13 protein-coding genes are annotated in these 14,085 nt (G+C 46.7%); 10 read left to right on the top strand and 3 right to left on the bottom strand.

Annotated features, from left to right (window positions below; translation table 11 throughout):
• Positions 1-12 precede the first annotated feature (12 nt).
• The 4 genes from ABEW73_RS21075 (at position 13) to ABEW73_RS21060 (ending at position 5,659) form a co-directional block, all read left to right on the top strand.
• Positions 13-2,289, top strand: a complete 2,277-nt coding sequence (locus ABEW73_RS21075; RefSeq protein WP_430167805.1) for a beta-glucosidase — start codon at positions 13-15, stop codon at positions 2,287-2,289.
• A gap of 264 nt (positions 2,290-2,553) precedes the next feature.
• Entirely contained in the window at positions 2,554-3,147 is a 594-nt protein-coding gene (locus tag ABEW73_RS21070; RefSeq protein WP_430167807.1) for an RNA polymerase sigma factor, read from the top strand.
• The gene (locus ABEW73_RS21065) at positions 3,107-4,054 is read left to right on the top strand and encodes a hypothetical protein (protein ID WP_430167808.1); all 948 of its coding nucleotides are present in this window, start codon (positions 3,107-3,109) and stop codon (positions 4,052-4,054) included. The genes ABEW73_RS21070 and ABEW73_RS21065 overlap by 41 nt, the downstream gene beginning before the upstream one ends.
• Positions 4,055-4,252: 198 nt before the next feature.
• Positions 4,253-5,659, top strand: a complete 1,407-nt coding sequence (locus ABEW73_RS21060) for a PQQ-binding-like beta-propeller repeat protein (RefSeq protein WP_430167811.1) — start codon at positions 4,253-4,255, stop codon at positions 5,657-5,659.
• Positions 5,660-5,764: 105 nt separating this feature from the next.
• Here the strand turns inward: ABEW73_RS21060 and ABEW73_RS21055 are convergent, their stop codons facing one another.
• The gene (locus ABEW73_RS21055) at positions 5,765-5,944 is read right to left on the bottom strand and encodes an H-type small acid-soluble spore protein (protein ID WP_076321652.1); all 180 of its coding nucleotides are present in this window, start codon (positions 5,942-5,944) and stop codon (positions 5,765-5,767) included.
• A gap of 11 nt (positions 5,945-5,955) precedes the next feature.
• The gene (locus ABEW73_RS21050; RefSeq protein WP_430167812.1) at positions 5,956-6,126 is read right to left on the bottom strand and encodes a hypothetical protein; all 171 of its coding nucleotides are present in this window, start codon (positions 6,124-6,126) and stop codon (positions 5,956-5,958) included.
• 229 nt (positions 6,127-6,355) lie between these two features.
• Between ABEW73_RS21050 and ABEW73_RS21045 the strand changes: the two genes are divergently transcribed.
• The 5 genes from ABEW73_RS21045 to ABEW73_RS21025 all read left to right on the top strand — a co-directional run bounded on the left by ABEW73_RS21045 (position 6,356) and on the right by ABEW73_RS21025 (position 10,909).
• A complete protein-coding gene (locus ABEW73_RS21045) occupies positions 6,356-7,342 on the top strand; it encodes a phosphotransferase enzyme family protein (RefSeq protein WP_430167815.1) in 987 nt (328 codons plus the stop codon).
• Between the two features lie 35 nt (positions 7,343-7,377).
• Complete coding sequence (locus ABEW73_RS21040) at positions 7,378-8,019, top strand: hypothetical protein (RefSeq protein WP_430167819.1); 642 nt, start codon at positions 7,378-7,380, stop codon at positions 8,017-8,019.
• Positions 8,020-8,145: 126 nt separating this feature from the next.
• Complete coding sequence (locus ABEW73_RS21035; protein ID WP_430167821.1) at positions 8,146-8,880, top strand: class I SAM-dependent methyltransferase; 735 nt, start codon at positions 8,146-8,148, stop codon at positions 8,878-8,880.
• A 186-nt stretch (positions 8,881-9,066) separates the two neighbouring features.
• On the top strand, positions 9,067-9,615 hold the full coding sequence (locus ABEW73_RS21030) for an RNA polymerase sigma factor (RefSeq protein WP_430168239.1): 549 nt from the start codon (positions 9,067-9,069) through the stop codon (positions 9,613-9,615).
• A complete protein-coding gene (locus ABEW73_RS21025; RefSeq protein WP_430167824.1) occupies positions 9,608-10,909 on the top strand; it encodes a hypothetical protein in 1,302 nt (433 codons plus the stop codon). The genes ABEW73_RS21030 and ABEW73_RS21025 overlap by 8 nt, the downstream gene beginning before the upstream one ends.
• A 217-nt stretch (positions 10,910-11,126) precedes the next feature.
• Here ABEW73_RS21025 and ABEW73_RS21020 read toward each other — a convergent pair whose 3' ends face one another.
• The gene (locus ABEW73_RS21020; protein WP_430167827.1) at positions 11,127-12,728 is read right to left on the bottom strand and encodes a sialidase family protein; all 1,602 of its coding nucleotides are present in this window, start codon (positions 12,726-12,728) and stop codon (positions 11,127-11,129) included.
• 130 nt (positions 12,729-12,858) lie between these two features.
• Between ABEW73_RS21020 and ABEW73_RS21015 the strand changes: the two genes are divergently transcribed.
• Positions 12,859-13,914, top strand: coding sequence for a LacI family DNA-binding transcriptional regulator (locus tag ABEW73_RS21015; protein ID WP_430167830.1), 1,056 nt, complete (start codon positions 12,859-12,861; stop codon positions 13,912-13,914).
• The last annotated feature ends 171 nt before the right edge of the window (positions 13,915-14,085 follow it).

The following is a 14,085-nucleotide window of genomic DNA, read 5'->3' as shown; positions in this document are numbered from 1 at the left end:
GGATGGATACAAATGAAAGCATCGATCAACGAATGGATAAAGGAAATGACACTTACTGAAAAAGCATCCCTCTGTGCGGGATTAAATATGTGGATGACCAAGGGGATTGAGAGATTCAACATTCCGCCGATTCATATGTATGACGGAACAAATGGGATCCGCAAAACGAACAGTGACGATGAAATGGGGATTACGACTGAGAATGTTCCGGCAACTTGTTATCCCACGGGCTCAGCTATCGGTTCTTCGTGGAATACGGAACTGCTGCAAGAAGTCGGGGAAGCACTCGGTAATGAATCCAAAGAGATGGGAGTCGAATTGCTGCTTGGTCCAGGGATCAACATGAAGCGGACTCCGCTGGGGGGAAGAAATTTCGAATATTACTCCGAGGATCCTTGCCTGACGGGCGAACTGGGCGCTGCTTTCATCAACGGCCTCCAGAGTAAAGGAGTTGGGGCATCACTTAAACACTTTGCTTGCAACAACCAGGAATTCGAGAAAATGGTGACGAGTTCAGAGGTGGACGAACGGACGCTGCGCGAAATTTATTTAAGTGCATTTGAGCGAATTATTAAAAAATCGGATCCCTGGACCGTCATGTGTTCCTATAATTTGCTTAATGGCTCGTATACCAGCGAGAACGAACATTTATTACATGATATTTTGAGGGAAGAATGGGGATACGAGGGCGTTGTGATCTCAGACTGGACAGCCGTGAATGATCGGATTCGTGGGCTGAAAGCAGGACTGGATCTCGAAATGCCGGGGCCTGCCGGGTATAACACCAATGCGATTATGAAAGCCGTTGAGAGTGGAGTTCTTGCAGAAGAGCAGCTCAATAAAAGCGTTGCCCGTATTCTAAAACTCGTAGAACGTGTAACCGGTATGGAAGAAGCTGCTCCGGCATCCGCTTCGGAGTACCACAATCTTGCGAGAAAAGCTGCAGCAGAAAGTATTGTGCTTCTAAAGAATGAGAATGGCATTCTTCCAATCCAGGCGGAGTCAACTCATTCCATTGCAGTTATCGGCCGTTTTGCCAAAAAACCTAGAATTCAAGGAGCCGGCAGTGCAAAAGTGACGCCGACACGCGTTGATATTCCATTTGAAGAAATGAAGGCGTTGGCTGGAGCTTCCGTTGGGTTGAGTTATGCTGAGGGCTACCCTGAAGATGACTCCATTCAAATGGAAATGATCAAGGAAAGTGTCGCATTGGCGGCAAAATCAGATGTTGCAGTTATATTCGTTGGCCAGCCTGAGTATGCCGAATCCGAGATGCGTGATTTGAAGGGCATTGATTTGCCAGAACAGCAGATTCTGCTTATCCAAGCGATTGCAGCGGTACAGCCTAAATGTATTGTGGTGACCAGCAGCGGTTCAGCTTTGGCGATGCGTCCATGGGTTCAGCATGTTCCCGCTGTCATTCACTCATGGCTTTCCGGACAAGGTATGGGTAAAGCGATTGCTGAGATCTTGTTTGGACAAGTGAGTCCATCCGGTAAACTGTCCGAGACGTTTCCGGTTAAACTTTCTGATAATCCTTCACATATGAGAATCCGTGGTGAAAACGGCAAGCTGTACTATCGTGAAGGGCTGTTCGTCGGCTATCGGTACTACGATCGGAAGGAACTCGCTCCACAGTTTCCATTTGGGCATGGCCTATCCTACACTTCATTTACTTACAAGGATATGAAGGCAGCTCAGACGGAGACAGGGATCACAGTCTCTTTCTGGCTGGAGAATACCGGAAACCGAACAGGGAAAGAGGTCGTTCAACTATACGTGCATGACGAAGAATGCGCATGGACACGTCCAGAGAAAGAATTGAAGGCATTTTCTAAAATCGAGTTGGCTCCTGGGGAGAAACAGCAGATTGTTTTTGAACTTGAAGAGAGAGACTTTGCGTATTACAACACCAAATATAACCGCTGGGTAGCGGAGAGTGGTTATTTCCAAATTTCGCTTGGCAGCTCTTCTCGTGATATAAGAATTACGGAACGACTCTATTGTGATTTTGGAAAGGAAGAAGTATCATTTCATAAATTCAGCTTGGTTAGTGATTGGGTTAACGATCCGATTGCGAAATCGGTATTGGAAGAATGTCTGGACGAGATGAACCAGCATGTCGTTGAGAAGATTTACCTCAATGAAGAGTTCGTCGGATTTTGGGAAGATGCTCCAGTCATTAAAATTATACAAATGTATGGTCAAACCTGGCTGGGTAACCGGTCACCGGATGAGATCATTGAAGAGCTTATAAGTCGAGTTTATGAGCGACGCGCCAACACGTAAGACAAGAAAATATTACTTAAAAAAGCTTGGGATCTGAAAAGGATCCCAAGCTTTTTTAGTATCTAAAATGGCGCAACCACCCATAATTAGGCCCTGCTTTGCAGAGTGTCAGAGAACTAGCTCTGATGACAGCAGCTGTGCAGAACATGGCGATCCATCCCGACAAACTCCTTGGGAAGCTCGTTTTAGATTATAGTGATTTTCCGTGCTGTCACATTATTGGTCGAGTTGTTCGTTGTATAGAGTGAAAGGGGGGGAGAGGGCTTGAATGACGCGGAGATAAGTCAGATCATTGCAGATGTGTTGGATGGGGGGACAGAAAAATTCGAGAAAATCATGAAGGTTTATCAAAAACCGATTTTTCTCTACTGTTATCATATGCTGGGCAATTATGCCGAAGCCGAAGATAACGCACAGGAAGTATTTTTGAAAACATTCCGCAGCTTGCGGAAATATACCCAATATGAGATGGATTTTGGCGCATGGTTATACAAGATAGCCTATCATCAATGTATTGACATCATCCGTAAGCGAAAGCTGGTGAAATATTTACCTTTCTTTTACCAGGATGATAAAGAAAATAATGATGTCGATATGCATATTGAGGCCAACTATTTTGATGAATCCGTACATCAGGCCATGGCGAAATTATCGGCGGAAGAGCGTAATTTGTTAATCTTACGTTGTGTCGAGGATAAGAGCTACCAGGAGATCGGTTTGATTCTCGGCAAGAACAGCGCAAGCCTTCGTAAAAAATACGAACGTACATCTGCAAAATTTCGAAAGTATTATGCTCAAGTAAAGGGAGTGGGAATGTATGAATATGGACAGGGAACGGGATTTGAAAAAACTGTTTGACGACCCGCGCATTCCCGACGTCGACCTGACAGGAAAAGTAATGAATACACTATATGCTCAGCCAAAAGAAAAGGAGAGGTTTTTTGTGAAATATAAAGTAGCTTTAACTGCGTTTGTAGGTATGATGTTAATGGCATCGACGGGTTATGCCGCCGTGCAGTATCATTCTTTGACGAATAAGGATGGCGAAGTCGTATATGAGACTAAATCGACGAAAGAGATGGGACCAGAATCGAAAGAGGATAGGAAGCATGGCGAAGAATTTTATGATCTTAAGGAGAAGGTGCTAAAGAGCGGTGAAGCTGGACTGTTCTATCTGGTTGCCAATAACCCGAATCATAAAACGGATCTTGGAACGAAGATGACCCCATTCCAAAATCTCACTCAATTGCGAGATAAGATTACGGATAAATCCGTTAAGATTCTAGACAGTGTCAATGGAAATTATACATTCAAACAAGCGGAAGTGATGTTTAGAAATGCTCAGGAAGTAAATCCACCTTCTCCGGAAGAACAAAAGGCGCTGGCGGAAAAACTGAGAAAACAGGCGGAGGCATCCAATCAGGGATATGCCATGATGCCAGTTGAAATGACAGATCAGTTTTTCCTTCTCTTTGCTAAGTATCAAAATGGCGAAGATGAAATCGCCGTTAATATCACTAAAGTGAGTGGAAAGAGCAACGCTGGAATGTATATTGACGAGAACGTTGAATTTAAGCAGGAGAAGGTTCAAGTGAAGGGAGTAGAAATGCTGCATATAGAATATGCTCCTTCGCAGACGCACGAGCTGAAATGGGTATACGAGAGCCCAGACAAAAAGGCGAAATACGTCTATTCTATTCGTGGAGACATAAATAAAGTAAGCAAAGAAACTTTGATGAAAATTGCCGAAGGCTATTTGGAATAATAAATATTAAAACAACGGGAATCTACTCCAATGCGAATTGGGGTTGATTCCCGTTTTGGGATGATAAACAGTTTTTTATGCAGGCAAGTACTTAAGGAAATTTAAAAATTATTTATAGTTCGCGTGGAACTTTATGCCTTCTCTGAGCGTTTTATTTGTCGTGAAGCAAGAAGCCATTAACAAATGGGAGGGCTATTCATGCTTAGAATTAAGAAGAAACAATCAAGTATAAGCCTCAAAGCTCGATTACGACGGCGTCTCATAGCAAGTATTGCTGCAGGCATACTTACTGTCCAGGGCGTGTTGGCAGTACCACCTTCGCAAGTGAATGCAGAAACTGCCGATGTTTCGGTACGCAACTGGTATCCTTCCTCAGTCTTCAAAGTACCAGAAGTAAAACCTTCCTGGACGGTAAAGGTGGACAACTATATGGATATGGACGACGAGAATTATCTGGGTCGCCAGGCGATCGCTGAAGATGGCAAGGTGTTCGCATTCACCGGGAAAAAGCTAATTGCCATCGATGCGAGTACAGGCAAGCGGTTATGGAGTTACGGTAAGGACCTGAAGCCTTACGTTGTATTTCATAATGGCGTTATTTATGGCCTATCGGGAGATCAGATGCCATACGCTTTAAACGCAAAGACAGGCAAATTGAAATGGCAGTCAAACACATCCATCTACATAGATACTCGGCTTCGTACGGAAGTGCTGGTTCCAACTGTTGATACGCTGTATGCAATAAAAGGGAGCAGTACCTTCGCGTTTGATGCAGCCACAGGAAAGTTACGGTGGAAAACGAACGAGCCGTCAGGAGAAGGACATGGCACTGATTATCTTCAGGAGGCGGATGGAGTAATCCTTCGGACGTTCTATATACAAGGAGCGCTCACTTCTCTTCAATTGACTGCCTATGACAAGAAGACGGGCAAGAAGTTATGGGACCATTTTGGTCAGGGAGCAGCGCTCCAAATTAAAAATGGTCTCGTGTATTCGGTTGACTATTATTCTCCATTGCTGACTGATTATCAGTCGCTGCCGGACCGCAAAGTGATCGTAAATGTGTATAACCTTAAGACCGGCGTAAAGAAGAGCAGCCGAGAGTATAGCTGGAAAATGTCGGGGGAGCCGCCATATGAGTACGGCGGAGGCGGCTTATTTATAAACCAAGGGAAGTTATACATGGATCAGGGCAATAAGGTGGCCGAATACAATTTTGACACCTATAAGAAAGGTGAGGTTCCTCTGCGAACTTTTCCTCGTCCTTATGGGGACGACTGGGAGCTGATCGGACTGGTTCAGGAACGGTTGATTTTCAAAGACATAATGACTCGTGAACTGGCAGGCATCAAGCCGGCGAATGGAGAACATATCGATTGGAGAGGCGATGCACCTGTTGCGCAGATTGACGTATATGGGAAAGGGTTATATCGGGCGCAGCGTAACGGCACATTACTCGGCATCAATATGTTGACGACATTGCCGGTTTTTAGAGTAACGACGGGAGCAGATTTACACGAGTCGACCCTAAAGACGAACGGTATGATCATCATCCAAGCAGAGGGGAAGCTCCTCGGTGTAAAGGTACCGGCATCACTGAAATAAGAATAGCTTGTGCTACTTGAATCATATTTCGTTTTAGCAATAAAAAATCCCACCAATGAGATTGGATGGGATTTTTTGTTTGAGGTTGGGTGAATATCTTCTATCTTATGGATGCTCGGTGAGACTGGATAAAGGGACGGTCATTTCCTGCTCCGAGTTTCCGATCGGATAGACCCGAGCGGTTTCATCCTCATTCACATGCTGGATAAAAATGGGGGTATCCTGATAAGTTACATTTTTCATAATGGCCGATTCCGAAATTTCAATCGCTCTTTGTTTGTTCATGACAATTCTCCTTATTTCGAAAGATCTTTCAATGGATCAACCTGACGGTGAGAGGCTTTTTGTATGTCTCGATCCAGTTTCGATTGTCCTTGAATTTCTTCGGCAGCCTCCATTTGATTATTCAGCTGTTGTTCTACTTGTCCAATCCCATGCGCTTCTTGATGCTGTTTGCTCTTCGCCAAAACGATCCCTCCATGTTGTGATAAGACCTTTACAATCACTGCATTACTACAATGCACCAAACGAATCGAACTTATGCAGCTGTTTGCATGCGTTCGCAAAGTCTTTCTCCCCAATTGTTGGAATTTAGATGCATGGAGTGTAACTATCTTTGAATTCATGACGTTATACCAAGGAGCCCCAAATCTGGGCGGTAGTAAAATGACTCTTAGAGAGATGGAGGCATTCTAAATGGCAAGCTCGAAGATATTGCTTAAAGCCGCAGAATCTTTCGAATTTAATGTAGGAACGTTAGTCTTCCTGAGTAACTCAACCAATGAAGTATATCGGTTTACGAAGAACAATCAGTCCTATATTTTGCGGTTATCTCAGAAATCACACGAATATGTACCGAAGATAAGGGCGGAGGTAGATTGGGTTTGCTACTTGGTGAAGAACGGAGTACGTGCTTCATTACCCATTCAAACATGTAATAATGAGTTAACGGCCATATTCTGCGATGAAGATAAGTGGTATATAGCAACTGCTTTTCACGAGGCTGCAGGTCGCTTTTTTGATAAACACAATGAACAGCTATGGGGCCCAAAGATATTTAGGAATTGGGGAGAAACCATGGGAAGGATGCATAGGCTATCGAAATCATATGAAACATCAGATAACCTTGTGAAGAGAGACAGCTGGAGCAGAAGAAGTATCAACAATCCTCATCTGCAGCGAGGCAGATTCAATATACTTCTTGAAAAATTGATCTCTATGGAGCGTACGATTGATTCACTGCCTAGGGGTTGCGATTCGTTTGGACTGATACATAATGACTTCCATCCGTATAATTTTTTTATCGACAACAGTGAAATAACGGTTTTTGATTTCGACGATAGTATCTATGGCTGGTTTTCATTGGACATTGCAATAGCAGCGACTCATGCCGTTTGGTGGGGAGTGCATGCAGAAGATTGTGTCACCAAAAGCAGGTTTGCCCAACTGTTCTTGCGTGAATTCCTCATGGGTTACGAGAATGAACACCATCTCACCGAGTACTGGAAACAAACAATCCCGATGTTTATGGAGTATAGAAATATTTGTTCTTTCTTCTGGTGGCTTGGTGAATGGAATGGGCATGAGAGCGGCCTTACAGAGGACCAGCAGAATGCAATAAATCATGCTGTTATGCTGATTGAAAGAGGCTTGCCTTTTGATGGCTGCGATATTCAAATGTAGCAACGACGATAGCTTAGTTTAATGGAGGTAATAAATTGAGGTTAAAAGCGTGTATATTGATCGTCTTCATGATTCTAACGGGTTGCTTTTCAGGAACTAAGGAGCAGATCTCGTCAGAGACCCATTCGACATCTGCCAAGATCGAATTGACACCCGTGGATTTGTTCCAAGGGGACGCCGCGAAGTTTAAGCTATTCCTCGGTCCGATGACGGGTGCATTTAAATTAAAGTATAAGGGGAATAAACCTAACGCCAGCTTGGAAATCGATATTTGGAAGAACGGGAAGAAGGTAGATTCGGCAGGGGCGATCCGAGATTTGTTTTACAGTTCGAACGAGCAAAAGGGCAGCCACGAAGTAGAACTCATCATATGCGTGGACACGGAATCCATAGGGGGTCAACAGGAGTTCAGCAAGATTAAAGTCAACACCATTTCTCACTCAGGATCAAGCCTTTCTACCTTTACTATTCCTTGGGATAAAAAGTTGACAGCACATGGTTTGATTCAGGATATGCGTCCGCGTTCGTTTACGATAGATCAGCCCGTGCATGTGTTTGGCATGCATGCTACAAGTACCAATAAAATACATACAGCCGATCTTTCAACGGATTCGTTAAGAACTACGGAGTGGGCACTTGTGTTCACCTTACGTCTTGATGAAGAACACATGGAATAAACGGTGTGAGTTAGAGTGCTCGATCCATGATCACAATTAAAGCAGAAACAAGACTGTCGTTGAGGAATGACAATAGGACAAATATAATGGGGTGGAATTATAAAATAACGTTAAGGGGAGATTGTAGTGAAGCAAAACAAGTATGATGATCAGGGATTTTTTGAAAATTACAATCAACTCCCTCGTTCCATCAAAGGATTAGAAGGTGCAGGAGAATGGGGTGCCTTTCGATCGATGTTTCCGGATCTTAGGGATAAAAAGGTGCTTGATCTCGGCTGCGGATTCGGGTGGCACTGCAGGTATGTAAGAGAACAGCATGCACAGTCTGTGGTCGGAGTGGATATCTCAAAGAACATGCTGGAGAGGGCAAGGTTGATGACCGATGACACGAATATAGAATATGTGCAGTCCGCAATAGAGGATTTTGACTACCCTGCTAACGAGTTTGATCTCGTGATTAGTTCGCTTGCACTTCATTACGTTCGTGATTTCGAGGATATCTGTAAAAAGGTATATCAGAGTCTAACGGTTGGAGGTTCGTTTGTCTTTTCGGTTGAACACCCCGTATTTACTGCTGTGCCCGAACAAGATTGGCATTACAGCCCGGACGGGGAGAAGATGTTTTGGCCTATCGATCACTATCATGAGGAAGGAGCACGCCAAACTAGATTTCTTGATAATGAAGTCACCAAGTACCATCGGAATATAGCCACACAGATGAATGCGCTAGTGAAAGCAGGATTCCAGTTTAGGGAAATGTCTGAGCTTAAGCCAGAACGCGAGCAGCTTCAGGATCCAGAATGGCATGATGCTTTCAGACGCCCCATTTTCTTATTGATCGCCGCAGATAAGCAGGTCTGACCCGCTTTGCACAAAATAAACAGAGGGACACCTAAAAACAGGTGTCCTTTTTAGTTCTTTGAAGAGAATTGGTTAAGGTGACGGTAACGACTTATTAAACTGCCGGATAATATTCATTTGATTTCGGGAACTTTCATCGACCTTATGGAGTCTGTTTTGGTAAGGGGGGCGAACAGCTTGAGGGAGATGCAGATGCAGCATTCTGCGGAACTGAATATTTCGGACATACGGATGCTGATGGAATCGTACGGTGAGGACGTCTGGAATTATGCTTACGTGATCACGAGAAATTCACATACAGCGGATGATGTCGCGCAGGATGTGTTTATTAAAGCTTATCAAAATGCTGTCTTCTTTCGCGGGGAGGCTTCCATCAAAACCTGGCTGCTCAAAATCACCCGAAACACAGCGCTTTCTTATCTGAAACGAGCGTTTTTGCGCAGAGTGGTGCTAATCGGCGGGCGATCACCGGGCGAAGGGCTGAACGGGACGATGTCTTCGCCATCTGCCGAGTCGGAGTATTTGAAACGGGAAGAGGTGGATGAACTGTGGCAGCATGTTCTAAAGCTGCCCGGTAAATTTCGAGACCCCCTCGTGCTGAGTGTACATCATCAGCTATCCATAGAGGAAATATCCGGCATTACCGGTCTTTCGCCAGGGACGGTAAAGTCTAGAATTTACAGAGCTAAAAAGAAGGTTGCCGCCAGATGGGAAGGAGCGAACGACGATGAATGAATGGAAGCCGGAGTGGAATAAGAGACTGGCTGGACCACCCTTTCACGAGCGGCGATTTAAGGCTGAGATGATGGAGGATGTCGAGAAAAGGCTTACGGCGGTTGAAATGAAACGAACCCGTCGTGGATGGAGACGAGCTGCTGTAGCCATCGTTCCCGCGATACTGCTTCTGTTAGGGGTTGGTATCTGGTTCGGAAGCCAGGAAGTCCCATCTAATCCCCATCCGGGAGCCCCAAGTCCAGACACACAGGGGGGAGGAGCGTTTGAACCAAGCTTCCTGCTTGGAACAGGAGGCGACTTCAACTGGTGGAACCTTGCGAGAAGTGAGATCAAACAGGCTAACGACCGCACGATCGTGACATTGACCGCAGCGCTATTACAGCGAGAGCTTGGCATCTGGGGCGGCCCATCGCCAGACATTTGGGAGCAGCCCGAGGTGAAATGGCCGCTTGAGCGCTATGATGTGTCCAGCCCTTGGGTATATGAAGTGCACGTGAAGGAGATAAACGCAGAAGAAGCGCAAACCGTATATCGACTTCGTCTGCTGCTTCGGGATTCGATTCCGATGTCGTATGAGGAAACGATAGATGTTACCATTCGTAACGATTCACACAGGATCTCGCTTATTGAGCAAATCGACATAGACGAAACGGGAGTTCCTTTGGATGGAATCAAGGCTGGCGACGAACAGGGGAATACCGTGAAATTAAAGGAGGATGCGAAGATTGGCCTGAAGATGGCCGGAACTTTGATCCAAAAAGAAGGGATGATCCGCTCCATCCACGTTCAGTATGGCGACACGGAACAAACCTTTCATGATTGGAAGAATGTGAGCAACGAAACCTACTATCCAGACGTTGCATTGCTGCCTGCAAAAAATAACAAGGAGGATGTACTTGCAATCATTTTGACAACCGGCTACGGTACTGGCATTAGAGAATCGGAGTTGAAACTTCTAACAGAAAGTTTTAGAGAGGTGATGTCAGCCGATCCGGTACTTTCGGTAAAGTCCAGACTAAACTACAAGGCGACAGCAGAAGCGGGAAAACGGATTTTTCAATTCATGCTGGACGGGGTAACTCGCACATTTGAATATAAGGAGGAAGACGCCGGTTTTTGGCTGGATCAGCCCGCGCTTGGCAACATAGTTAGGTATTACGTTGAGAGAGACACCTTATATGCATCGGTGCCGATCCAGGTTTCGCCTGGCGAATTCCCGGTCGCGGTCCGGCTGCGGTACGAATACGATGGTACAGCGTTTCTTGTGTCGGAGGTCATGTTTGAAGAGATGTGAGGAAAGCGATCAAGTGATGATCATTCATACAACGAACATAATCCAAGGCATGTAGTCATCTTTTTGCTGACTAAAAATGAAAGGGGACCGTCCACTGTCATCTACGATGACTTATGGACGGCCCCAGAATAAAATTCTAATGCTAACGCACCTAACCAACCTCTATAGAGGAGAGAATCTATTTAGACGATTGGTTTAGCCGGAGGTTATACTCCTTCTAGTTCCGGAAGAACTCGACCTGATCGATATCCGCCCATTGGGAAGAGGACGAATTGGATACGTAAAATCCGATCGTGGCCTTGCCACTCGTCACTTGAATATTGGAAATCGTGACTGGCGTCCACGCTGTTGTCACCGGACACCCGGTTTGAAGCATGCTGCCTCCATAGTCCTTCACTTCCATGACACAGCTGTTCTGGCCTCCGCTGCTGCGCATGCGGGCGCGCATCGTATACGTGCCGTTATCGAGACCGCTAATCGTCTGTCCGACATATGCGGTCGACGGTCCGCTTGTGCCCGCGAGACCGACAAAGTAAGAGCCTTCGGCAGCGGGAAGCCCAACGCCGTCATTAGCTCCATGAATAAGAATCCGTTTCGGGTAATCATCGCCGTACGTAGTCCAGCCCGCTACATTGGCTGTTTCAAAGCCGGGATTGTTAACGACATTCGTTTGCGGCGGTGTCACGGCATGCCCGAAGCGCAGATAGATGCCGTTTGACGGATAAGTCGCGCTGGTGACGGCTGCGACACGAGTCGAATCAATGGTCAACAGGGCATTCCAGTTGGAGGATTTCGTATCGGATACCGGAAAAACGTTGGTTTTGTACTGCCATGACGCGCCGTTATCGGAGCTGATCATCGTAAACATCGAGGTGTAAGGATCCCCCGTGTTGGCGCTGCTCTCATCGGTCTGGAATGCGGCCATAAGACGGCCGTCTTCGAGCTTCACGACGAACGGAGCACCCGCCTTTTTGCCATTGCCGCTGGGCACGTACATCGTTTGACGGGGAACCGACCAATTGAAGCCGTCCGGCGATATTTTATACTTGATGACAAAAGGGTGACCGGCAACGTCCGAGGCTTCGAATACGGTTATATACCGCCCGTCGTTCATTCGCGTGATGACCGGCATACCGTCGCGGGAGCCGGCGGCAACTCCGTCGCTGACCGTGATGCGGCTGCCCCAGCCGCTTCCGTTCCAGGTCTTCATATACAAATTTTGCAGCCCGGTCGTTCCAACCGCAGCCGGACTGTCGTCCGCATAAAGCACCGCGATCGTGCCGTTGATCATGTCCAGATGCGGCTCCCACAAACCTTTAAAGCTGGATGCGGTTGAACTCCCGATCAATCCGCCAGGCAAATCGCTCCAAGTATAACCGCCGTCGACGCTCCGCCTGACGTTAAGCTGGATCTCATAGGTCGAGCCGTTCTGTACGACCTGCCGATAGGCTAACCAAATTTCCCCACTCGGCAGCCTTAACATTTGACCGTTCCCGACATTGCCGGCGCTACTTGAGACAGCTGTGATCGGAGCGCTCCATGTATAGCCGCCGTCCTGCGTTCGGGAGACCACGATGCGCGTGTTGCCTCCGCCAGCGTTGGTGTCGAAGGAAACGAGCCACTCGCTCGGCGTAAGCTTGAGCAGCCGAGGATACCATACGCCTCCCGATGGCGGCGTATAGATGGCAATCTGCTGCGAAGCCCACGCCATGCCTGACGAAGCGGCATGAACCGGTGACAATGGAATTGACGTTAAAGCAAGCGCAAGCATGACGACGAAAGCAAGTGGTTTCTTCCAGAAGCCTTTGTTCCGTTTCATATGCAATTAACCTCCCAACCCGAATTAGAAAGCGCTTTCTAAAAGGGATTGTATCGCAATTAATATCATTTAAGATATACTAAATATATATTATTTTCAGTGGGGACTGACGTAAAAAGCGAGGTCAGACATGGAACATCCGTTATATAAACGTATTCAAAACGACATACGCCAGCGCATTCAGAACGGCGAGCTGCAGGCCGGCGCCTTGGTACCGTCGGAGAAGGACTTGGCTCAGCAGTATGGTGTGAGCCAGATTACATCCAAAAACGCGCTCAACGGTTTGGTAGAGGAAGGGTTGTTAGTGCGATATCGTGGAAAGGGCACCTTCGTTCGGGAGCTGGGCATTCCGGAAGGGCCAAATCTACAGTCGGGTATGAAAAAGACGATCGCGATTATTTTGCCAACGATGAAAACCAAGATCGACCAGCAGCTGCTGGATGGTCTGGAACGTTATTGTGCGGATCGGGAGTATGACCTGTTAATCCGTATTACGCGCGAGTCGCAGGAGGAAGAATACCGAGCGATCAAGCAGTTCCAAGAACGAGGTGTCGACGGGTTTATTATTTTCCCGGTTGAGCAGGAAAGTTACAATAACGCAATTCTACGCTTGTCGCTCGATCGGGTTCCATTGGTGCTTGTCGACCGTTTCTTGAAAGAGATCAAAGCGTACAGCGTTAGCTCTGACAATTACGGAGGCGTTCGCGAAGCTATATCCAGTTTGCTTGCGGTGGGACACAGGCGCATTGCCTTCCTGTCACCGGAAATTACAAATTCAGTTACGGACGAAAGAGCCAAAGGCTTCGAGGCTGCTTTTATGGAACAGGGCTTGCCTATAGACAAGACACTGTGGTGCATGCTGGATTTGGAGACCATAGCAGAGGGGGGCGGACATCCCGAGGTCGTTCGTTTTCTGCGTGATCGGGGCGATATCACGGCCGTCTTTGCCGTTAACGCGGAACTGGCCCGCTATGCCCATTATGCCATTCGGGAAATGAGGACGGGAGCAGGGAACGAACCACAGCTGGCCGCCTTTGACGATCCGGATCTCGAAGGCATTCCTTTCGTACGTCAGCAATTGGATGAAGTAAGTCGGCGTGCCGTCGATTTGCTGTCGGAACAGTTGTCCGGGACGTACGAACCAAGGCGTGAGGTCGTACCGGTTGACTGGATTTGGCCGGAATGAATCGGACTTCACAAAGTTCGATCTAAGAATACAATGAAATAGCCCATCAAAAACGGTCTGAACTTAGTTCAGACCGTTTTTAATTGAAGATATCAGAAAGTATAAACTTTGGAGCGTGGGCATTCTTGATATCGCAAGAAAAACATCCTATAAACGCGGTCTGTCTTCTGA

The sequence above is a fragment of the Paenibacillus lautus genome, assembly GCF_050482385.1.
In the GTDB taxonomy this organism is placed as follows: Bacteria; Bacillota; Bacilli; order Paenibacillales; family Paenibacillaceae; genus Paenibacillus_AQ; species Paenibacillus_AQ lautus_B.
This window is presented reverse-complemented; position numbering and strand designations above follow the sequence as displayed.

What these genes read in the sequence shown, in the direction of transcription:
- ABEW73_RS21030 (WP_430168239.1), top strand. Translation starts at nt 9,067, where the DNA reads ATGCAGATGCAGCATTCTGCGGAACTGAATATTTCGGACATACGGATG.
- ABEW73_RS21015 (WP_430167830.1), top strand. Translation starts at nt 12,859, where the DNA reads ATGGAACATCCGTTATATAAACGTATTCAAAACGACATACGCCAGCGC.
- ABEW73_RS21055 (WP_076321652.1), bottom strand. Translation starts at nt 5,944, where the DNA reads ATGAACAAACAAAGAGCGATTGAAATTTCGGAATCGGCCATTATGAAA.
- ABEW73_RS21025 (WP_430167824.1), top strand. Translation starts at nt 9,608, where the DNA reads ATGAATGAATGGAAGCCGGAGTGGAATAAGAGACTGGCTGGACCACCC.
- ABEW73_RS21060 (WP_430167811.1), top strand. Translation starts at nt 4,253, where the DNA reads ATGCTTAGAATTAAGAAGAAACAATCAAGTATAAGCCTCAAAGCTCGA.
- ABEW73_RS21045 (WP_430167815.1), top strand. Translation starts at nt 6,356, where the DNA reads ATGGCAAGCTCGAAGATATTGCTTAAAGCCGCAGAATCTTTCGAATTT.
- ABEW73_RS21065 (WP_430167808.1), top strand. Translation starts at nt 3,107, where the DNA reads ATGAATATGGACAGGGAACGGGATTTGAAAAAACTGTTTGACGACCCG.
- ABEW73_RS21075 (WP_430167805.1), top strand. Translation starts at nt 13, where the DNA reads ATGAAAGCATCGATCAACGAATGGATAAAGGAAATGACACTTACTGAA.
- ABEW73_RS21020 (WP_430167827.1), bottom strand. Translation starts at nt 12,728, where the DNA reads ATGAAACGGAACAAAGGCTTCTGGAAGAAACCACTTGCTTTCGTCGTC.